The following is a 19,462-nucleotide window of genomic DNA, read 5'->3' as shown; positions in this document are numbered from 1 at the left end:
CCGGCCCGGCCCCGTTAGCGCCGGTTAACCTGCCTTCCATGACAGCGAATCTCGAAGTACGCGACGGAGTCGGCACGATCCGGCTGGACCGCCCGCCCATGAACGCCCTGGACGTCGCCACCCAGGACCGGCTGCGCGAACTCGCCGAGGAGGCGACCCGGCGCGAGGACGTGCGCGCCGTTGTCCTCTACGGCGGCGAGAAGGTGTTCGCGGCCGGCGCGGACATCAAGGAGATGCAGGTGATGGACCACGCGGCGATGGTCGTACGGTCCAAGGCGCTCCAGGACTCCTTCACCGCCGTGGCCCGCATCCCCAAGCCCGTCGTCGCCGCCGTCACCGGCTACGCGCTGGGCGGCGGCTGCGAGCTGGCGCTCTGCGCCGACTTCCGGATCGCCGCCGACAACGCCAAGCTGGGCCAGCCCGAGATCCTGCTCGGGCTGATCCCGGGCGCCGGCGGCACCCAGCGGCTTTCCCGGCTGGTCGGCCCCTCCCGGGCCAAGGACCTGATCTTCACCGGCCGTCACGTCCGCGCCGAGGAGGCGCTGACGATCGGCCTGGTGGACCGGGTGGTGCCCGCCGCCGAGGTCTACGAGCAGGCGCACGCCTGGGCCGCCGCGCTGGCGAAGGGCCCGGCACTGGCGCTGCGCGCCGCCAAGGAGTCCATCGACGCCGGCCTGGAGACCGACATCGACACCGGGCTCACCATCGAGCGGAACTGGTTCGCGGGGCTGTTCGCCACCGAGGACCGGGAGCGCGGAATGCGCAGTTTCGTCGAGGAGGGGCCGGGCAAGGCCAAATTCCTCTGACCGAACGCAAGTTGGGTACAGATTGCCGCCGGTTCATCCGTGCGGGCGGATTGGCCGGGTCCCGGGGGCATCTCGGGGCCCGGTTCCGTGTACGGCCCCCCGGTTCGCACAGGGCCCGGTGTCCGCGCAGGTCAGGCGGGCTTTTTCTGGCCGTTTCATGCCACAGGCATATGTCGTGCGACTGGACCGGGGGGTTGCGTACGGGGGGCGTATTCCTTCGGAACGGCCCCGGGGGGCCGGTCTTGCGGCCATGATGGTGCTCATGGCGGGCCTGGAGGGTGTGGATCGGCCGCGACCGCACAGTGGTGCGACAGCGGCGCGCTGTAAGCCGGTATTCGAGGACGAACAGGCTTTCAAGGCGCTGGAGTTGTTCGGGAACCCGGCGGAGGGCGAGGTCCGGCTGCCGTCCCGGCCGGAGTCCGCGGCGACCGCCCGGCGGCTCACCTCCTGCGTGGTGCTGCGGCAGTGGGCACTCTCCCCGCAGATCGCCGAGTACGCCGTGCTGCTCGTCTCGGAGCTGGTCGGCAACGCGGTACGGCACACCGGCGCCCGGGTCTTCGGGCTGCGGATGATGCGCCGCCGGGGCTGGGTCCGGATCGAGGTGCGCGACCCCTCGCGCGGGCTGCCCTGTCTGATGCCGGTCCAGGAGATGGATGTGAGCGGGCGGGGCCTCTTCCTCGTCGACAAGCTCTCCGACCGCTGGGGCGTGGACCTGCTGCCGCGCGGCAAGACCACCTGGTTCGAGATGCGGATCTCCGACCGCTGATCCGGCCGGGGGCGTCCTCCCGGTTCCGGCGACCCGCCCCCGGACGCACAGCAGCCCCCGGGATCCGCCGTGGTGCGGCGCTGCGGGGGCTGCTGTGTGGGGACCGTGAAATGGGGGGTGTGTTCACGGCCGCTCGTGACGACCGGGCTCGGGTCATGCGGTCGTGGTACCGACTATGGCAGACGGGCGACCTCTCCACCAAAAGTACGAATAGCCCATTGGTGGACATAAAAGGACATTCACCGGAAGAATCGTAGGTGTCTTGGGTCACTTGCCTGCAAAACGATGAATATCTATAGGGTTGAGTGAATGATTCCTCTGCTTCACTCGTATGCCCACAATGTCATCTTCTTCCCGTTCCACACCTAGCGTGTCTGAACATGAACGCCTCCGACACTCCGGTGCCCCGCCGCGGCGCGCTGCGCGCGGGAGCGGGGGCCGCCCTTGCCGGTGCCCTCGCCGCCGGATGCGCGGACCATGACGCCGCTGCCCGCCCGGCCGTCCACCGCCCGGACCCGGCGAGCCCGGAGAACCCCGCCGGGGCCGCCCGCTCCCCGTCCCCGCACCCCGCGCCCGGACCGCGCCGCTTCCCCGGCCTGCCCGTCCAGATCGACCACGGCCCCCGCGACCGCCCCCGGGTCGCCCTCACCTTCCACGGCCAGGGCGACCCGGCCATCGCCCGCTCCCTGCTCACCGAGGCCGAACGCGCCCACGCCCGGATCACCGTCCTCGCCGTCGGTACCTGGCTCGACGAACACCCCGGGCTGGCCCGGCGGATCCTCGACGGCGGCCACGAACTCGGCAACCACACCCAGCACCACATCGACATCTCCACGATGGACGAGGCCGGGGCGTACGCCGAGATCGACGACTGCGCCCGGCGGCTGCGCCGGCTCACCGGCTCCATCGGCACCTGGTTCCGGCCCTCGCGGGCCCGGGACGCCACCCCGCTCGTCCAGCGGCTCGCCGCCCGGGCGGGCTACCCGCACGTCCTCTCGTACGACGTGGACTCCCTCGACTTCACCTCCCCCGGCGCCGCGTCCGTCACCCGCAAGGTGACCGGGGAGATCCGCAACGGATCGGTGGTGAGCCTGCACTTCGGCTACGCGGACACGGTCGCCGCGCTGCCCCTCCTCCTCACCGAAATCGACCGCCGCGGACTGCGTGCGGTGACGACCACGGAGTTGCTGACCTGATGCCTCCCACCACCAAGCGCACCGCGGCCCTGCTCGGGGGCGTCCTGCTGGCCGTACTCACCGGCTGCGGCACCTCCGGCGGCCCGAGCAACGTCCAGGCCGTCGGCAGCGAGGCCGCCGATCCGCCCACCGCGTCCGCCCACGACCGGTCGGCCGCCCAGCCCGGACTCCCCGGGATGCCCCCGGTGCTCGACACCAAGGACGTCTACGCGGCCGACCGGGGCGGACTCTCCCCGGTCGTCAAGGACTTCCCGGCCCGGATCTACGTCCCCAACACCAACTCCGACACCGTGACCGTCATCGACCCGGCGACGTACAAGGTCATCCAAACGATCAAGGTCGGCCGGCAGCCGCAGCACGTCGTGCCGTCCTGGGACCTGAAGACCCTCTGGGTCAACAACGACCTCGGGGACAGCCTCACGGCCATCGATCCGGCCACCGGGAAGACCGGCCGCACCGTGCCGGTCTCCGACCCGTACAACCTCTACTTCACCCCGGACGGCAAGTACGCCGTGGTGATGGCCTCGATGGACAAGCAGCTGGTCTTCCGCGACGCCCACACCATGAAGACGGTCAAGGCCGTCCCGGTCGACTGCGAGGGTGTCAACCACGCCGACTTCACCACCGACGGCCGCTACTTCATCGTCTCCTGCGAGTTCTCCGGCGAACTCCTCAAGGTCGACACCGCCGCGCAGAAGGTCGTCGCCCAGCAGAAGCTGCCGCTCAAGGGGGCGATGCCGCAGGACGTCAAACTGTCACCGGACGGCAGCACCTTCTACATCGCGGACATGATGGCCGACGGGGTCTGGGTGCTGGACGGGAAGAAGTTCACCACCCCGAAGCTGCTGCCCACCGGCAAGGGCGCCCACGGCCTCTACGTCAGCCGCGACTCCAAGGTGATGTACATCTCCAACCGGGGCGAGGGCTCCGTCTCCGTCTTCGACTTCGCCGGCCGCAAGCTGGTGAAGAAGTGGCACCTGCCCGGCGGCGGCAGCCCCGACATGGGCGGGGTGTCGGCCGACGGCAAGGTCCTCTGGCTGAGCGGCCGTTACAACGCCGAGGTGTACGCGATCGACACCGCCACCGGCAAACAGCTCGCCCGCATCCCGGTCGGCAGCGGCCCGCACGGACTGGCCGTCTACCCGCAGCCCGGCCGCTACTCGCTCGGCCACACCGGGGTCTTCCGCTGACGGATCCGCCCGGGGCCCGGCCGGCCGCTCACCCCGCGACGAGCAGGGCCTCCGAGCCCACCGGCCGGTACCCCGCCGCCTGGAACGTCCGCACACTGCGGGCGTTACCGGGCGACTGCTGGGCCCACACCACCGCGTCCGGCACCAGATGCCGGGCCGCCCGCGCCAGCAGCTCGCCCAGCCCCCGGCCGCGCGCCTCCTCGTCCACCTCGACGGCGGTCTCCCAGCGGCCCGCGACGCCCCGGCCGAGGACCACCACCCCGCCGTCGGCCGCCCAGACCCGTACGTCGTCGCGGTACTCCAGAGCCCGCGCCACCCTCGGGTGCTCCGGGTCCTCGATCTCCCGCAGCGCGATCTCCGGCCCCCCGGGCAGCGCGGCGGCGACCGTCAGCAGGTCGACGGTGTTCATGTGACGGCCGGTACGGGCCAGCAGCGCGCCCAGGAAGTGCGGGTTCATCGTCGCGGCGAGCGGGTCGCCGGGGGTGCCGGCCAGCACGGAGCGCACCCAGCCGGGGTCCTCGTCGAGGAAGACCACCGAATGCGCGGTGAACGCCAGCACGCCCGCGTCCCGGGCGCCGGGCTGCCGCACCACCGTCGTCCCGCCGTCCGCCGCCGGGAACCGCCCCCGCGCCGCGTCCTCCAGAATCCGCGCCAGCGCGCCGTCCACCCGTACCCCCCGCTCCCGGTCCTGATCGTCCCCCCGACCCTAACCGGTGCGGGAGCGGCGGTACGGGGCCCAGCCGCGCAGCTCGTCGTCGCGCGGGGCCCGGACCAGGCGCGGCTCGCCGGGACCGAAGGCCATCACCGGGCGCGAGGCGTCCCAGGCGGGCCAGCCGGGGTCGCCGGAGCGGGCGAACGCCACCCAGGCGGCGTGCATCGCGGCGGCCAGCTCCCGGGGCGCGTCCGCCCCGGCCAGCGCCACCGCGTCCGGCCGGTCCAGGGTGTCGAAGACGAAGGCGATCTCCAGCGCGTGGCAGGCCCCGAGCCCCAGCACCGGCGACGGCCAGCCGAACTCGTAGAGCCGGGTGGTCCCCGCCGCCCCGGCCCCGGTACGGGCGTCGGCCAGCCGGTTCAGCGGGACCCGCAGCAGCAGGTCGGTGGCGAGCGCGCCGAGCAGTTCGCCCGGGGTGGCCCCCGGCCGGTTCGCCCGGTACGTCCGCACCGTGGCGCCCGGGACCCGGAACCTCCGGCGGGCCAGCCCGAGTCCGAGCGCGGAGATCCGCTCGGTCAGACCGCTGGGGACGAACCAGAGGCGGTACTCCTCGGTGGTCGACCCCATCAGCAGGTCGACCCCGGCCGAGGCGCCGTCCAGCAGCGCCGCCAGCGGGTCGCGGGGCAGCAGCTCGCCGTCCACCACCAGCTGGAAGGAGTGGCCGCCGGTCAGCGGGGAACCGCCCGCGGTCACCGCGGTCTGCGCGTCCAGCAGCGCGCGCGGGGCGACCCCGGCCAGCGCCCCGGCCGTCGCCGGCACCCCGAGCCGCCGGGCGATGAGCTCCGTGGTGCGGCGGGCCGCCCGGCCCAGCGGCAGCGCACCCGGCGCACCGCTCTGCAGCACCGCCCGCCGGAACAGCCCCCCGGCTGCCGGCACCGCCAGCAGCGCCCCGATGCTGACCGCCCCCGCCGACTCCCCGCACACCGTCACCAGGCCGGGATCGCCGCCGAACCCCGCGATGTTCTCCCGCACCCAGGTCAGCGCGGCGATCTGGTCGAGCAGCCCCCGGTTGGCGGGCGCGTCCGGGAACACCCCGAAACCCTCCACACCGAGGCGGTAGTTGACCGAGACCAGCACCACCCCGTCCCGGGCGAAAGCCGTCCCGTCGTACAGCTCCACGGCCGAGGAGCCGTGCAGCAGCGCCCCGCCGTGGATCCAGACGATCACCGGCAGCCGGTCGGGGCCCGGGGACGGCGTCCACACATTGAGGTTGAGGCAGCCGTCGCCCGGCACCCCGGGGTCCGGCAGCAGCCGGTCCAGCGGCGGGGCGTACGGCCGTTTGGGTGCGGTCGGCCCGAACGCCACCGCTTCCCGCACCCCCTCCCACGGCTCGGGCGGCGCGGGCGCCCCGAACCGCAGGGGGCCGACCGGCGGGGCGGCGTACGGGATGCCGCGGAAGACGGCGACCCCCTGTTCCCAGACGCCGCGCACCCTTCCGTGGGCGGTGGCGGCCAGGGGCGGTGCCCCGGGAGGCGGGGCGGATATCGCGGCGGGTACGGCGTCCATGGGGCCAGCCCTTCCTCGGCTCCGAGGCGCCGGGGCCCTGCGGCGCTGCGCCTCTTCGGTTCCACGGCGCCCCTTCGGGGCCGATGACCGATATGTACCCGCTTCCAGGTCGGAGCGACCGGGGAAGGGGCGGCGGATCAGGCCGCGAAGTGCTCCGACAGCGACTCGCGGTCGTCGATCTCGACGAGATCCGGGCGGGTGTAGCGCTCCGCCCGCGCGTGGTAGTCGAAGTCCCCGCGGACCAGCCCCCGGTAGTCCCGGGCGCACCGCTCCAGCGCGGTCCGGGTCTGTCCCTCGATGCCGGCCGCCCCGATCTCCTCTAACAGCTCCCGCTCCGCGCTGCGCACCCGCCGGGCGATCCGGGCGAGCTCGCCGCCCGCCTCGTCGACGGCCTCCTGGAGCGAGCAGCCGCGCTCGCGCTGGATGAGGGCCACCGCGTTGTGCCCGTAGCCGAGCAGCGCCTCCTTCTCGAAGGAGCAGATGTCGTTGCAGAGCCCGGAGTGGTCGGTGACGGCATGGCGCAGCGCGATGTACGAGGGAAGGCTCCGGGCCGACTCGGGCAGGTCGATCCCGGCGGTGATCTCGTGGAGGTCGAGGAAGGGCTGCATGGCCACCGACTCCCGGCGGTGCGTGATGTATTCGGTGCGGCTGGGGACATGCCCGGTGGCCCGGTCCACGGCCTCCGCGTAATAGGTCCACAGCCAGGAGACGGTGTCCCGGCGGAACTGCCGGATCCAGTGCGCCGGGCGGTCCCGGTACGTCCGGCTCCGCAGCTCGGCCAGGGACCGCTCCATGGCGCCGCGCGGCTCCTCGCCGTCGAGGACGGCCACCAGCCGGTCGATCGCCGGCTCGCACAGGCGCGGATTGCGCCCGGCGGGCCCGTCGTCGAACTCGTCGTCGACGAGGAACGCCCAGAAGAGCCACTGGCAGAAGAGGTCGAGATGGTGCTGCGAGGCGGTGGGGAAGATCAGGGAGATCCAGAGTTCGGGCCGGGTCCGGACCATCTTCTTCCGGGCCCCGGGGGAGAGGGAGAGGTCATGGGAGTCCGCCCATTCCCACACGGCCTCCCTGGTCCGCGCGATCCCTGGATTGCAGCCGGCGCTCGGGAACGGCATATGAAACTCCGGCAGCGCGATCTGGCTCATTGGTACCCCTAGTCAAAACGATTCGGATGCGCGGGCGAATGGGTATCCGGCCGGATTCGACTGCGCCGATCGGGTGAGTCCCCCGGGTCGGGCGGTTCGCGTCCACCGGGCGCGGGCGCAGGCGCGGGCCCGGGTGCGTCGTGCGGGACGGGACGGTCAATTCCTGCTCACTCTCCTTCGCCGGAAGCCGGGGGCGTCGGGGCCGGGCCCAGGGGCCCGTGGTGGTGGCCGCCCTCGGTAGGGGGCGGCGGCATCACCATGCGTGACACCCAGTCAACCCCCTGTACCGGTCATAGGGAAGGCATTTGTGACCGAAAGTGCTTGATCGTCAGGAACAAGTGCCCATCTTTTGATCAGCTATTGGCCCCTTGTCGGAACCTCCCGCCCGCGAAGGTGCCTCTGCGGCAGCCGGTGCGGACACGGCGACGGCCCCGCCCGGAAAATCCGGACGGGGCCGTTCGGAGACGGGGCCCCGGGGCGGTGCGCGGCTCCGGTCTCAGGCCGCTCCGCTCCGCCTCACGCGCCCTTCAGGTGCCGCATCAGCCGCTCGAACTCCTGCCAGCCCGACAGGTCGGAGGGGTCGCCCGGGAACGGATAGTAGAGCGCCGGACGGGACTTCGGGCCGAGCTGCACCGGCGGCTGCGCCAGCGGGGTGCGCCGGGCGCGGTCGCCCGGCATCTCGCGGACCTCCTCCGCGCCGAGCACGAAGGCCAGCGGCACCCCCGGCCCCTCGAAGTGCGGCGGCACCGCCAGGTCCCGGCGGGCCCTGCGGAGCTGGACCAGCATCGACTGGAGGTGATGACGGGTCGCCAGCGCCTCCGCCACCTTCTCCAGCGCCGCCACCGGGGGCTCCTCGTCCCGCCCGTAGCCGAACGCCAGCGTGACGTCCTCCTCCACACCCGCCTTCGTCCGGCTGATCCGCACCGTGGCCAGCCCCGGCCGGTCCGGGGAGCCGACCACCACGAACCAGGTCGGCTCGGGCGCCCGGTCGAAGGCGACATCGGTCAACCTGCGCAGCGACCATGGCAGGTTGGCAGGTTCGGAGGTGCCCCACCCGGCCGGCGGCTGCCCCGTCAGCTCCTGCCACACCGTCTCCAGGGCCCCGCCCAGCACCAGCCGGTCGTCGGCCGGGTGGACCGTGCGGTACGAGATCGCCAGCTGCCGCTCGCCGCTGTCCACGATCCGCCGGTAGGCGTCGGCCATCGGGGTGCGCGGGTCGTCGGGGGTGGCGTCGGGCGACTCCACCGTGGCGAACAGCCCGTTCTGCCACCGCAGTACGGCACCGGACAGGCCGTCGTAATAGCCGTCCTTCTCGTCCTGCACCACCCAGCGCGAGGGCCAGCCGCTGAGGCTGTTGCGGACCGCGGGGGAGAGGGTGGTGCCCGGCGAGGTGACGATCTGGAGGCCCAGTTCCGCGTTGGCGGCGGCCCGGAACGCGTCCGACAGCCAGGCCGTCATGGCGATCACCGGGCGGTCCTGGATGATGACGGCCACCTTGTCGGTGAGCACGTCGACGGCGGGCTGCGCGGCGGCGGGCGTGGGCGCCACGCTCATCTTGTCGGTCTTCACCACCGCGACGGAACGGGTGGCCTCCGGCGGCCAGGCGGACCCCTCGGCCAGCAGCGCCACCCGGGCCGCGAAGGTGCCCGCGAGCGCCTCGGCCTCCGCGACGCCCGTCGTCGCCCGCGCCTCCGTCCACCAGAACGGGACCGGCGGCGCGGTCGCCCCGAGCAGCCGCTCCGCCTCGCCCGCCACCTGCACCAGCAGCGGCGCCTCGATCGAGACCAGCGGCCGGCCCTGGTCGTCGCAGAGCTGCACGACGGCGTCCTCGCCGGCCGTCCCCACCAGCTTGTCCGGGCCTCCCGCCAGCAGTGCGGCGAGCACCGTCAGCGGATCGGGCATGCGCGAGGTGAGGGCGATGACGTCCTTGGTCATGTTGGTCGGCCGTTCCTTCTTCGTCCGGGGTGCGGAAGCGCGGTGGGGCGGCCCGGGATGCGGGCCGCCCCCGGTGCGTCACTCCGCGGTGTACACGGTCTGGATCAGGCGGTGGGGCTGGCCCCTGCGGATGAACACCCCGCGCCCCGGAGGCTGCTGGGACGCGTACACGCCGGGGAAGAGCTGGCCCTCGCTGCGGTCGCCCGCCATCAGGAGCGCCGACGCCCCCGACTCGCGCAGCCCCAGCACCAGCGGGTCGTACATGCCGCGCGAGGCACCCGCCACCCGCCGGGTCAGCACGAAGTGCAGCCCGATGTCGACGGCGGAGGGGATGTACGGCAGGAACGGCTCCAGCGGCGACTGCCCGGCCGTGGTCAGCACGTCGTAGTCGTCGACCAGGACCACGATCCGCGGACCGCTGCCCCAGCTGCCGGGCTCCAGGTCCTCGGTGTCCGTCCGCTCGTCCGGCAGCCGCTTCTCCAGCTCGGTCGCGATCCCGGCGGACAGCCCGGCGCACATCTTCGGGTTGTACGCGTACCCGCCGCGGAACTCCTCCGGGATCGCGCCGCGCAGCCCGCGCCGCGGGTCCATGACGGCGAAGACCAGCTCCTCCTCGCCGTACCGCTCGATCAGCCCGTGCGCCACGGTCTTCAGCAGGTTCGTCTTGCCGCACTCGCTGTCGCCCAGGATCAGCAGGTGCTGGTCGTGGTGGAACAGGTCGAGCAGCGCGGGCGCCAGCGCCGTCTGGTCCAGGCCGATCGGCACCCGCTTGGGCTCGGCGACCGGGCCGGGCAGCAGCCGCGGCTCCAGGAGGTGCGGCAGGACCCGCACCGGCTGGGCGACCTCGCCGCTCCAGGTGGCGCGGACGGTACGGGCGGTGTGCTCCAGCACCGAGCCCAGGTCCGACGCGTCCCCCAGCCCGTCCGTACGGGGCAGCGCGACCTGGGCGAAGAGCTTGCCGTCGGTGAGGATGCGGCCCGGCTCGTCCGGCGACAGGGTCTGCGCCAGCTTCCGGTCGATGCTCGACTCGCTCGGGTCGTTCAGCCGCAGCTCCACCCGGGTGCCGAAGTTCGACTGGGTGGCGATGCGCACGTCGTTCCAGCGGAGCATGCCCGCCACCACGTGGATGCCGTAGCCGCCACCGCGCTTGAGGATGTCCACGACGGCGTCGTCCAGCTCGTCGAAGTCGTCGCGCAGCGCCCCGAACCCGTCGATGACCAGCACGATCTCCGCGGATGCCAGCTGGGGCAGCCGGCCCGCCGCGTGCAGCGAACGCAGCTGCTCCACCGAGTCGATGCCGTGCTCGCGGAAGAGGTCCTCGCGGACCGCGAGCATCCCGCGCACCTCCTCGACGGTGCGCCCGGCCCGCTCCCGGTCCGCGCGGCCCGCGACCCCGCCGACGTGCGGCAGCCCGGAGACCGCCTGGAGCCCGCCGCCGACCAGGTCGAGCCCGTAGACGCCGACCTCCTGCGGGGTGTGGGTCAGCGCCAGGGAGAGCGCCAGGGTGCGCAGCAGCGTCGTCTTGCCGGACTGCGGACCGCCGATGACCGCGGCGTGGCCGCCCGCCACCGTGAGGTCCAGGTACCACTCGCCCTGCCACTGCCGGGTCGGGTCGTCGAGCAGCCCGAGCGGCACCTGGAGCGGGCCGCGCCGCCTCGCCAGCTGCATCCCGCGCGGCCCCACGTCCAGCGGCCCCGCCACCCGGTCCAGGGCGACGGCCTGCGGCAGCGGCGGCAGCCAGATCCGGCGCACCGGAGCGGCCGCCTCGCGCAGCTGGTCGACGACCACGCCCATCTCGGTCGGCCCGGTCTCCCGGCGCCGCACCTTCGGCTCCTCCTCCGCGCGCTCCGGCTCGGCCAGCGTGTTGAACGCCTCGTACTCCAGGGCGAGCGGACCGGTCTCCTCCTCCTGGTCGCGCTGGACCGGGCCCCGGTACGCGCCGGAGACGTAGCTCGCCTTGAACCGCTCGTAGTGGCTGGTGTCGACCTTCAGATAGCCGAATCCGGGCAGCGGCGGCAGATGGAAGGCGTCCGTGGTGTCCAGGACCGTCCGAGACTCGTCGGCGGAGAACGTCCGCAGGCCGAGCCGGTACGACAGGTAGGTGTCCAGGCCCTTGAGCTTGCCGCCCTCGATGCGCTGGCTGGACAGCAGCAGATGCACCCCGATGGAGCGGCCGATCCGGCCGATGGAGAGGAACAGGTCGATGAAGTCCGGCTTGGCGGTGAGGAGTTCACCGAACTCGTCGATCACCACGAAGAGGTGCGGCAGCGGGTCCAGATCGGGCCGCCGCTCGGCGCGCAGCGCCGCGTAGTGGCCGATGTCCGCGACGTTGCCCGCGTCCTTCAGCACCTGCTGGCGGCGCTTGACCTCACCGGCGAGCGAGGCGTGCACCCGCTCGACCAGCCCCGCCTGGTTCTCCAGGTTGGTGATCACCCCGGCCACGTGCGGCAGTTCGGCGAACGGGGCGAAGGTCGCACCGCCCTTGTAGTCGACCAGGACCAGCGCCAGGTCCTCCGGCGCATGGGTGGCCACCAGCGCCAGGACCAGGGTGCGCAGCAGCTCCGACTTGCCGGAACCGGTGGCCCCGACGCAGAGCCCGTGCGGGCCCATGCCCAGCTCGGAGGACTCCTTCAGGTCCAGGAGGACCGGCTGGTGGGAGTCGCTGATGCCGATCGGCACCCGCAGGAAGGCGCGTTCGCCGCGCGGCGCCCACAGGTACGACAGGTCGAGCTGCGCCACGTCGTCGATGCCCAGCAGGTCCGCGAAGTCGACCGGGCCGGACAGCGGCGCGTCCACCATCGACTCGGCGGACAGCCGCATCGGCGCCAGCATCCGGGCGAACCCCTCGGCGAACGGGATGGACACCTCGTCCACCGTGCCGTGCGCGCTGATCGGCTCCTGCTCGCGCAGGTCCTCGATGACGACCTCGTCGCCGTCCACGGTGATCCGGACACTGACGTGCCCGGGCTCCTGGACCCGGTGCTCCAGCAGATGCAGCACCGTGACGCCCATCTCGCGCAGCCCGACCGCGTCGTCCGGCCGCGGCAGCTCCACCGCGTCCTCGCCGTGCCCGTCGGTCACGACGAGCAGCCGGGAGGTCATGGCCAGCGCGTCCTTGCCGGACAGCCCGCGCCGCACCTCCGCCGCGTAAGAGGCCCGGCGGCGCAGCTCCGCACCGATCTGGCGGGCCAGCTGCGGCGCCGACGGGGCGATCCGCCGGGCGGCGACCGGCCCGTCGAACTGGTCGGGGTCCAGCAGATGCGGCATCCACTTGGCCCACTCCCACTCCGCCAGCCGGTCGCCCGGCACCGCGAGCGCCATCGCCACGTCGTCCGGGGCGTGCGTGGCGGCGGTCTGGACAAGGAGGGCGCGCGCGACGCGCAGACCGTCCTCGCGCGGCCCGATGACGCTGATGTTGCCGACCCGGTCCAGCGGGACGGTCAGCGGGAGCTCGGTGCCGGTACGGAACCGGTCCATCAGCGCGGACGCCTCGTTGAGCATGAAGGTGTCCGGCGGCGACAGGACCGACGAACCCTGCTGGGCGACGGTCAGATCACGGACCGGCATCTCGCCCGTACCGACCCGCACCCGCAGGAAGTCGCCGTCCGTCCGGCGCCGCTCCCAGAGCCGGGCCGGGTCGCGGACTATGTCGTACAGGGCGTGCGGCGGCGGGTTGAGGACGGCGGCCCGCTCGGCCCGCTCGCGCTCCTCGACGGACAGCTTCTCGCGCAGGTCCTCCAGGTACGCCAGATACGCCTCGCGCTGGGTGCGGCGGGTGCGCTGCGCCTTGCCGCGCTGCGAGAAGACCAGCGTGAGGGAGCCGATCACGGTGACGACGAGGATGATCGCCCCGAGTCCGGCGAACTGGCTGTTGCGCACCACCGTCATCATCACGACGGAGGACATCACCCCGGCGACGGGCAACAGCGACATGGCGATGTTGCCCGACTTGCCCTCGGGCAGGTTCGGCGGCGCCTCGATGGTGCGCGCCTCGGAGGCGGCCGGCGGCCGGGTGGTCCGGGCCGGGCGGTGGATCAGTCGGGTACTCATCGTCGTCCGTCACTCGGGGTCGGGCGGGGCATCGGTGGGATCGGGCCGGTCGGCGGGCGGGCGATCAGTGGTACTGCTGCGAGAGCCGGAACACGTCCGCGGCGAGCCGGGTGGCCGCCTCCCGCGTCGCGTGCGCCAGCAGTTCGGTACGGATCTCCCCGCCGGCCGCCAGATGCCGGTCGTACGGCAGGATCTGGACGCTCGCGCCGGTGGCCGTCAGCTTCTGGGCGGCCTGGTCGAGATCGAGCCCGGAGTGCGGCACCAGTTCGCTCAGCACCACGACCGTCCCGGCGATCACCTGCCGGGGCAGCGACTGCATCCACGTCAGGACCGCGTACGTGCTGGTGATGCCCTCCAGCGTGGCGGGGGCGGTCAGCACCCGGGCCTGCGCGGCGGAGAGCGCGACCCGGGCGACCTCGGCGGGCAGCGTCTCGCAGTCGACGACCGTGACGCCGAAGTAGCGGCGCAGCGACACCATGACCCGCTCGTACGCCCGGCTGTCCAGCATCGCGCCGATCTGGCCCTGACTGCCGGGCAGCAGCCAGGCGTTGCCCGGGAGCTGCACCAGATAGCCGGTGATGTCCAGCAGCGACATCTGCGGCTCGATGATCCCCGCCAGGTCGCCGGTGGTCCACCGCAGCGACTCGGCGCCCAGCCGCAGCGGCAGCGAGCCGAGCGCCGGATCGGCCTCGACGAGGAGCACCGGGTCCTGCCGGTAGTGCGCGTACGTGGCGCCCAGCAGCGCGGCCACCGTCGTCTTGCCCGCGCCGCCCCGGATGGACGTCACGGCGATCTGCCGCCCGGTGGTCACCGGCTGCTGGAGCGCCTCGGCGGTGGCGGTTGTCCGGGCCACCTCGCGCGCCGCCGAGGAGGACACGCTCACCCGCAGCGCCCGCGCGGCCCGCGCGGCGAACGGCTCCCCGCGCCGCGCCTTCCGCCCGACACCGGCCAGCCCCCGGTCCACCACGGGCCGGGAGTCGGGGGCGTGGTGGGGCGCACGGGTGGAGGGGGTGTACTCGGCGGGCGGCTGCTGCGGCTGCGGCTGCGGCTGGTGGGGCTGGGGTTGTGCCTGGGGCTGGTCGGGCCGGGGCTGCTGGTGCGGGGGCTGAGCGACGGCCGGGGCGGCCACCACGTGCTGCTCCTGGTACCCGGGGTGCTGCTGGTACTGCTCCTGCTGCGCGGCGTACTGGGCGTACTGCTCCTGCTGCGCGGCGTACTGCGCGTACTGCTCCTGCTGTGCCGCGTACTCGGCCTGCTGCTGCGGCACGCCGTACGCCTGCTGCTGCGCGGGCGCGGCATACGGCTGCTGCTGTCCCTGCGCGGGGGCGGCGTACCCCTGGCCCTGCTCGGGAGCCGCGTACCCCTGGGTCTCGGGGCCCCGCGCGTTCTCCTGGGCGGCGCCGTTCCTCATGGCGCGCAGCACATCGCCCTGCCAGTTTTCTTCGTTCGGCATGTCGGCCCTTCCCTTGCGCCCCGCTGCCCCGCCCGGAGCACCTGCGCGTCGACTCAGAACTTGTTGAGCAGCTGTCCGTACACGCCGAATACACCGACGGCCAGCGGGAAGAGCCCCACCACACCGATGGATTCGACCAGGTCGGCCATCCGCCGCAGCCGGACCTGCACATGCTCGGGAGGCTGCACCGCCAGGACGAGCAGCGGCAGCACCGAGGCCACCACCAGCAGGGCGAGCGGCCCGGCACCCCCGGCGTGCTGGGTCCACAGCACCACCAGACGCACGGTCAGGACGGCCGCGGCGGCGAAGAGCGCCACGACCTCGGCGACCAGCGGGAAGGCCCGCGCCCGGGAGAGCAGCACCAGCGCCACCAGCGAGGGCAGCGCCACGGTCCAGACGGACGGCTTGTCCGCCAGGGTGAGCAGCCAGCCGCCGGCCGCCGCGGAGACCGCGGTGACCACCGTCGCCAGGGCGAGACCCCGGTGGGTGGCGGCCAGCGCGTTGCCCACCTGGTGGCGGCTGACGGAAGTACCGGCGGAGCGGCGGTCGTCGAGCGCGGTGAGCCCGGAAGCCGCCAGTGCCAGCCGGGGCAGCAGCCCCAGCAGGACGACGGAGAAGACGGCCATCACGGCACCGAGCCGGGCCAGGTCGTCCTGGACGGCGGCGACCGCCTCCCACACCAGCGTGATCGCGGTGATGGCGGCGGCCCCGATCAGCCCGCCCCGGCCCAGCGGCGAGAAGTAGCCGAGCAGCACCAGCGTCAGGACCAGCGCGGCGGCCACGGCGGCCAGCCGCGCGGTCCCCGGCCAGTCGTACGCGTCCGCGGCGGTCCAGGCGGCGAGCACCCCGACGCTGCCGGAGCCCAGCAGCAGCGCGGTCGCCAGCCCCCGGTTGCCCTGCCCGATCTTCGCGATGAGCGCACCGGCCGCCAGCAGGACGAGCGTGACGACGGCGAGCACGCCGGTCAGCGCGTCCAGGGCGAACTCGCGCCGGGCGAGCAGCGCGGCGACCACCGCGAAGGCCACCGATCCCACACCCGCGCTCGTCCGCCGCGCGGAGGGACGCCAGCGCCAGGCCTGCAGATCGAGGTCGTCGGCCACCAGGTCGGTGACGTCGTGCACGACCGGGGCCGGGGGAGCGGAGTGGGCCCGCACCAGCCGGAGCACCGCACCGTCCGCGATCCCCACCGAGGACAGCGTGGAGTCGTGCGGGAGCGCGGAGCCGTCCGAGGTGATCAACTGCCGGGTCATCGGCCGCGCGGCGGCCCGGTCGTCCAGCAATTGGAGGATGTCCGGCAGCAGTTGCCCGATCGGGGTGTCGGACGGCAGGACGATATCGGCCCGGCGCCGCTCACCGACCAGAGTCACCCGGCTGAGCTGCGCTCGGGAAGTCGTTGCTGTGCTCACCACTTTACGGGAACCTATCATCGCGACGTTGTGAGGAGTCGGGCGCCGTGTGCCGATGCCACGGTGCCTTTCCGATCCCCGATCACGGGGAAATCCTCATGGAATTCTGGAGAGTTGCCGACCTATTGGGGATTCTTCGTCGATTCCCCGGTCTTATCCGGTTGCGCCGTTTTCGTCGGCTGCTGGTACTGCTGTTCCTGGCGCTGCTGCTTCTGCTGTTCGGCCTTCTGCTTCTCCAGCATGTTCTGGACGAAGGACCATCCCACACACCCCGCGCACAGCACGGCGGCTATGGCGATCCCCGCGAACACCTTGCCCAGCCGCTCGTCGGCGGTACGCCGGGCCCGCTGCGCGCCGAACAGCAGCGCGTCACGCATCCTGCGCCGGCGTACCGCCACCGACTCCAGGAGTTGGCTGTCGTAATCCCGTGCCATTCGTCTCGTCGTCCGTTGCCTCGGTCGTGCGTTGCGTCGGTCGTGCGTCGCTTCGGTCGTACGCGGTGCCGGCCCCGGTCGTCCGGTCGGCGGCACACTACGGGAATCCCCCTGATTGACTCCTGAAACATAGAGCATGCGCGATCGGGCGGTACAGCCCGGGCCGAACCGTGGGCACCCCTCGCGAACGGCCTTCCACGCACGTCAGGAAGGAGCCTGCGGGCTGCCCGTCACCGCTTCGTACCAGGCGCACAACGACTCGGCCACGGCATCGAGCAGACCGCTCGCCGCCGCCTGCGCGATCGTCCCGTCGGCGAACCGCTCCCCGCGCACCACGGCCGTGGCCGCCCGTACCGCGTCGGCCGGAGCGAGCCGTCCCGTGGCGGGTACGGTCGGCGGCGGATTGCGCATCCACAGGTAGGCGGGGGTCACGGCGCCGACCTCGGACAGCGCGCGGACCAGCCGCAGCAGAGGCGTGCCGTGGACCGGGTGGCCGATCCGCAGGGTGCCGTCCGGCTGCCGGCCGCTCCCGGACCACCGCACCTCGCGGTCCTCGCCCGTGAGCGCCCCGTGCGCCGCCGCCAGCTCCCGCCACGCGTCGGTGTTCTCCCGGTCGAGCCGGGCCAGCAGCCGCCGGTCGTCACCCGCGGTGACGGCGCGGGTCAGCCCCTTGAGCGCCTCCAGGGACGGGGCCCCGACCGGGAGACCGGGCACGATCCGCCCGATGTCCCCCGGCGCGGGCCCGCCCGCAGCCTCGGCGAGCGCCGCCGCGGGCGCCAGCCCGCGCGCCCTGGCCCCCTCGAACCACGAGGCCCAGGCGAGCCCCGCCCGGTCCCCGGCCGCGTCCCCGGCGGGCCGCAGCAGCCAACCGGCGGCGTCGTCCGCGTCGGCGCCCCAGGGGTAGCCCATGACCTCGCCCTCGTCGTCGACGACGGTGAGGTACCGGACCGGACCGTCGGTCGTACTGCGGTAGCGCGGCGTTCTGGGTGCGTAGGACATGGTCAGCTCGCTTCGGCGAGGCTCCGCACCGCGTCGGCGTTGGGCGCCTCGGCCAAGGAACCGGGCACGACATGGCTGCTCTTCGTCGGGTCCGACTGCTCGATCATCTCCGCCAGGGCAGCGGTCGGGGCCAGCCCCCGGGCCTTCGCGTCGTGGAGTTTCCGGGCCCACCGGCCGCCCTTGTTGAAAGCCTCGTCGCCGCCCGCCGTGCGAACCAGCCAGCCGGCGGCGTCATCCGCGTCGTTCGCCCACACGTAGCCGATGACCCCGCCCGACCGGTCCGCCACCGTCAGGTACTGGACGGGCTTGTCGGATCGTGAGCCGTAGCGCGGCGGACCCCCGGGGGCCTGGTTGAACAACAGATCCTCGTTTAGCCGCGGATTGGGCCGCTGTTCGCCACTCATCAGTGCGCCACTCCCTTGTTAGGCGGCATGACCTCGCCATAGACCTGAACTTGACCATTTTCCATAAAGACACGGGTCACCTTGAACTCGGAACCGCGGGCCAGGAGCAGTTCCCGCTCCGACGCGTCGAACTTGGAGACCTTCTCCAGCCACAGCGCGGGCGTCCCCTTCGGTACCCGCAGGTGGAGGATTGCCTCCTTGCCCGCGAAGCTGTCCACCGGATGATTGCCGAGGGACGTGGAGGTGTAACCCTTGTCCGGGTATGTCTGGCCAAGCATGTCGTACGGGGAGTCGAGTTTGAGGTGGCCCAGACCGGTACCCCGGACGATCATGATGTCGTCGGGCACCGGCCGGGTCGACATGACCCGGTCCATCTCGGCGATGTTGTGGAGCACCTCGGGGCGCGGGCCGTACCCGGCGGTGTCCCGCAGGTACCCGTTCATGTCGTGGTACGAGGGGAACGTCTCACCGGTGTAGTCCCAGAGCGCCTGCTTCGCGGACGGGTCCAGATTGTCCACGTAGTCGTTCCAGTAGTCCTGGCCGTACCTCATCGCCGCGACATCGTCCGCGAACGGGAGTGTGCCGTCCGCGAGTTCCGCCGCGGCGACGCGGTGCTTCTCGGCCGTGCTGAGGTCGTCGAAGTCGTCGGCCGACACGTGCGGCCGGTACGAGAAGTCGTCGCCCGCACCACCGTGCGCCGCGCCGTCCGGGCCGTTGTGGGCGCCGGGCGGGGTGGTGCCGTCGTGGGCGCCGTGGACGAGGTCGTCGGGGGTGCCGTGCGGGTCGGGGTGGCCGCCGGGGGTGCCGTGGTCACCGGTGTGTGCCGCGTCGTCGGTGTGGCCGGCCGCATCGTCCGCGTGCCCGCCGTGGCCGTTGTCGTGCCCGCCGTTGTGCGGACCGTCGTTGTGCGGGCCTCCGCCGGAGGGTCCGTCGTGTCCGTGCGCGCCGGGGCCGTCGTGGGACGGGGCGTGCGGGGCGTCCGGCGTGTGCGGGGTGCCGGGCAGATCGTGGCCGGGGGTGTGGAACCCGTTCGGCGGCAGGTCGTGCCCCGGGGCGGTGGGGAAGTGGTCGGTGGGGACGTGGCTGGTGACGCCGGGAACGTGACTGCCGCCCGGGACGTGGCTCCCCGGGCCGTACGACACGTTGTCGAAGCCGCCGCCGGGCGGGTACGACGGCATGTCGGGGATGCCGTGCCCCGCGTGGACTCCCACCGGGACGGGCTGCTGGATCTGCCAGGACTTCGGCAGGCCCGAGGTGCCCGGGACCATTTCGTGCGGGATCGGGGCCGTCTCGACCACGCCGTTCGGGGCGACCAGATTGCCGTTCGGTTCCAGGAGCCGCCCGTCGGGCAACTGCACCGAACCATCCGGGAGTTTGGGGATCTCGATGTTGGAGATGCCCTTGAGGCCCTTGGTGATGTCGCCGATCTTGGAGAGTCCGGTGCCGGCGCCCTTGGCGAT

The 19,462-nt window shown here is 73.0% G+C and carries 15 protein-coding genes; 4 read left to right on the top strand and 11 right to left on the bottom strand.

Annotated elements, in window-relative coordinates; all coding sequences use genetic code 11:
• Window positions 1–38 precede the first annotated feature (38 nt).
• The 4 genes from ACIQGQ_RS30355 (at window position 39) to ACIQGQ_RS30340 (ending at window position 3,958) form a co-directional block, all read left to right on the top strand.
• Window positions 39–806: an enoyl-CoA hydratase/isomerase family protein gene (locus tag ACIQGQ_RS30355; protein ID WP_402401677.1), complete on the top strand. Its 768-nt coding sequence runs from the start codon at window positions 39–41 to the stop codon at window positions 804–806.
• 250 nt (window positions 807–1,056) lie between these two features.
• Window positions 1,057–1,572, top strand: a complete 516-nt coding sequence (locus ACIQGQ_RS30350; RefSeq protein WP_352277322.1) for an ATP-binding protein — start codon at window positions 1,057–1,059, stop codon at window positions 1,570–1,572.
• 380 nt (window positions 1,573–1,952) lie between these two features.
• Window positions 1,953–2,768 (top strand): polysaccharide deacetylase family protein, encoded by an 816-nt coding sequence (locus tag ACIQGQ_RS30345; RefSeq protein WP_402401673.1) that lies wholly within the window; start codon window positions 1,953–1,955, stop codon window positions 2,766–2,768.
• Complete coding sequence (locus ACIQGQ_RS30340) at window positions 2,768–3,958, top strand: hypothetical protein (RefSeq protein WP_402401670.1); 1,191 nt, start codon at window positions 2,768–2,770, stop codon at window positions 3,956–3,958. Before ACIQGQ_RS30345 ends, ACIQGQ_RS30340 begins: the two co-directional genes overlap by 1 nt.
• Before the next feature lie 28 nt (window positions 3,959–3,986).
• Here the strand turns inward: ACIQGQ_RS30340 and ACIQGQ_RS30335 are convergent, their stop codons facing one another.
• The 11 genes from ACIQGQ_RS30335 to ACIQGQ_RS30285 all read right to left on the bottom strand — a co-directional run.
• Complete coding sequence (locus ACIQGQ_RS30335) at window positions 3,987–4,625, bottom strand: GNAT family N-acetyltransferase (RefSeq protein ID WP_402401667.1); 639 nt, start codon at window positions 4,623–4,625, stop codon at window positions 3,987–3,989.
• A 39-nt stretch (window positions 4,626–4,664) separates the two neighbouring features.
• Window positions 4,665–6,176 (bottom strand): carboxylesterase/lipase family protein, encoded by a 1,512-nt coding sequence (locus ACIQGQ_RS30330; protein WP_402401664.1) that lies wholly within the window; start codon window positions 6,174–6,176, stop codon window positions 4,665–4,667.
• Between the two features lie 137 nt (window positions 6,177–6,313).
• A complete protein-coding gene (locus ACIQGQ_RS30325) occupies window positions 6,314–7,321 on the bottom strand; it encodes a terpene synthase family protein (protein ID WP_402401661.1) in 1,008 nt (335 codons plus the stop codon).
• Window positions 7,322–7,837: 516 nt separating this feature from the next.
• On the bottom strand, window positions 7,838–9,256 hold the full coding sequence (locus ACIQGQ_RS30320) for a DUF6177 family protein (RefSeq protein ID WP_402401659.1): 1,419 nt from the start codon (window positions 9,254–9,256) through the stop codon (window positions 7,838–7,840).
• 78 nt (window positions 9,257–9,334) lie between these two features.
• On the bottom strand, window positions 9,335–13,306 hold the full coding sequence (gene eccCa, locus ACIQGQ_RS30315) for a type VII secretion protein EccCa (protein WP_402401655.1): 3,972 nt from the start codon (window positions 13,304–13,306) through the stop codon (window positions 9,335–9,337).
• Between the two features lie 64 nt (window positions 13,307–13,370).
• Complete coding sequence (locus ACIQGQ_RS30310; RefSeq protein WP_402401652.1) at window positions 13,371–14,759, bottom strand: MinD/ParA family protein; 1,389 nt, start codon at window positions 14,757–14,759, stop codon at window positions 13,371–13,373.
• Between the two features lie 53 nt (window positions 14,760–14,812).
• Window positions 14,813–16,186, bottom strand: a complete 1,374-nt coding sequence (gene eccD / locus ACIQGQ_RS30305; RefSeq protein ID WP_366297324.1) for a type VII secretion integral membrane protein EccD — start codon at window positions 16,184–16,186, stop codon at window positions 14,813–14,815.
• 101 nt (window positions 16,187–16,287) lie between these two features.
• Window positions 16,288–16,599, bottom strand: coding sequence for a hypothetical protein (locus tag ACIQGQ_RS30300; RefSeq protein ID WP_402401649.1), 312 nt, complete (start codon window positions 16,597–16,599; stop codon window positions 16,288–16,290).
• A gap of 204 nt (window positions 16,600–16,803) precedes the next feature.
• Window positions 16,804–17,598, bottom strand: a complete 795-nt coding sequence (locus tag ACIQGQ_RS30295; protein WP_402401646.1) for a DUF6508 domain-containing protein — start codon at window positions 17,596–17,598, stop codon at window positions 16,804–16,806.
• 2 nt (window positions 17,599–17,600) lie between these two features.
• The gene (locus tag ACIQGQ_RS30290; protein ID WP_402401643.1) at window positions 17,601–18,002 is read right to left on the bottom strand and encodes a hypothetical protein; all 402 of its coding nucleotides are present in this window, start codon (window positions 18,000–18,002) and stop codon (window positions 17,601–17,603) included.
• Window positions 18,002–19,462, bottom strand: a 1,461-nt coding sequence (locus ACIQGQ_RS30285; RefSeq protein ID WP_402401640.1) for an ADP-ribosyltransferase, incomplete at its 5' end; no start/stop codon positions are given. The genes ACIQGQ_RS30290 and ACIQGQ_RS30285, both read right to left, overlap by 1 nt.

It is taken from the genome of Streptomyces sp. NPDC092952, from assembly GCF_044754785.1.
Taxonomy (GTDB): Bacteria; Actinomycetota; Actinomycetes; order Streptomycetales; family Streptomycetaceae; genus Streptomyces.
Note: the sequence above shows the minus strand (reverse complement) of the source record. Positions and strands in the feature narration are given on the sequence as shown.

Coding starts and splice junctions, on each gene's coding strand:
- ACIQGQ_RS30355 (WP_402401677.1), top strand. CDS start 39: ATGACAGCGAATCTCGAAGTACGCGACGGAGTCGGCACGATCCGGCTG.
- ACIQGQ_RS30350 (WP_352277322.1), top strand. CDS start 1,057: ATGATGGTGCTCATGGCGGGCCTGGAGGGTGTGGATCGGCCGCGACCG.
- ACIQGQ_RS30345 (WP_402401673.1), top strand. CDS start 1,953: ATGAACGCCTCCGACACTCCGGTGCCCCGCCGCGGCGCGCTGCGCGCG.
- ACIQGQ_RS30340 (WP_402401670.1), top strand. CDS start 2,768: ATGCCTCCCACCACCAAGCGCACCGCGGCCCTGCTCGGGGGCGTCCTG.
- ACIQGQ_RS30330 (WP_402401664.1), bottom strand. CDS start 6,176: ATGGACGCCGTACCCGCCGCGATATCCGCCCCGCCTCCCGGGGCACCG.
- ACIQGQ_RS30325 (WP_402401661.1), bottom strand. CDS start 7,321: ATGAGCCAGATCGCGCTGCCGGAGTTTCATATGCCGTTCCCGAGCGCC.
- ACIQGQ_RS30320 (WP_402401659.1), bottom strand. CDS start 9,256: ATGACCAAGGACGTCATCGCCCTCACCTCGCGCATGCCCGATCCGCTG.
- eccCa (WP_402401655.1), bottom strand. CDS start 13,306: ATGAGTACCCGACTGATCCACCGCCCGGCCCGGACCACCCGGCCGCCG.
- ACIQGQ_RS30310 (WP_402401652.1), bottom strand. CDS start 14,759: ATGCCGAACGAAGAAAACTGGCAGGGCGATGTGCTGCGCGCCATGAGG.
- eccD (WP_366297324.1), bottom strand. CDS start 16,186: ATGATAGGTTCCCGTAAAGTGGTGAGCACAGCAACGACTTCCCGAGCG.
- ACIQGQ_RS30300 (WP_402401649.1), bottom strand. CDS start 16,599: ATGGCACGGGATTACGACAGCCAACTCCTGGAGTCGGTGGCGGTACGC.
- ACIQGQ_RS30295 (WP_402401646.1), bottom strand. CDS start 17,598: ATGTCCTACGCACCCAGAACGCCGCGCTACCGCAGTACGACCGACGGT.
- ACIQGQ_RS30290 (WP_402401643.1), bottom strand. CDS start 18,002: ATGAGTGGCGAACAGCGGCCCAATCCGCGGCTAAACGAGGATCTGTTG.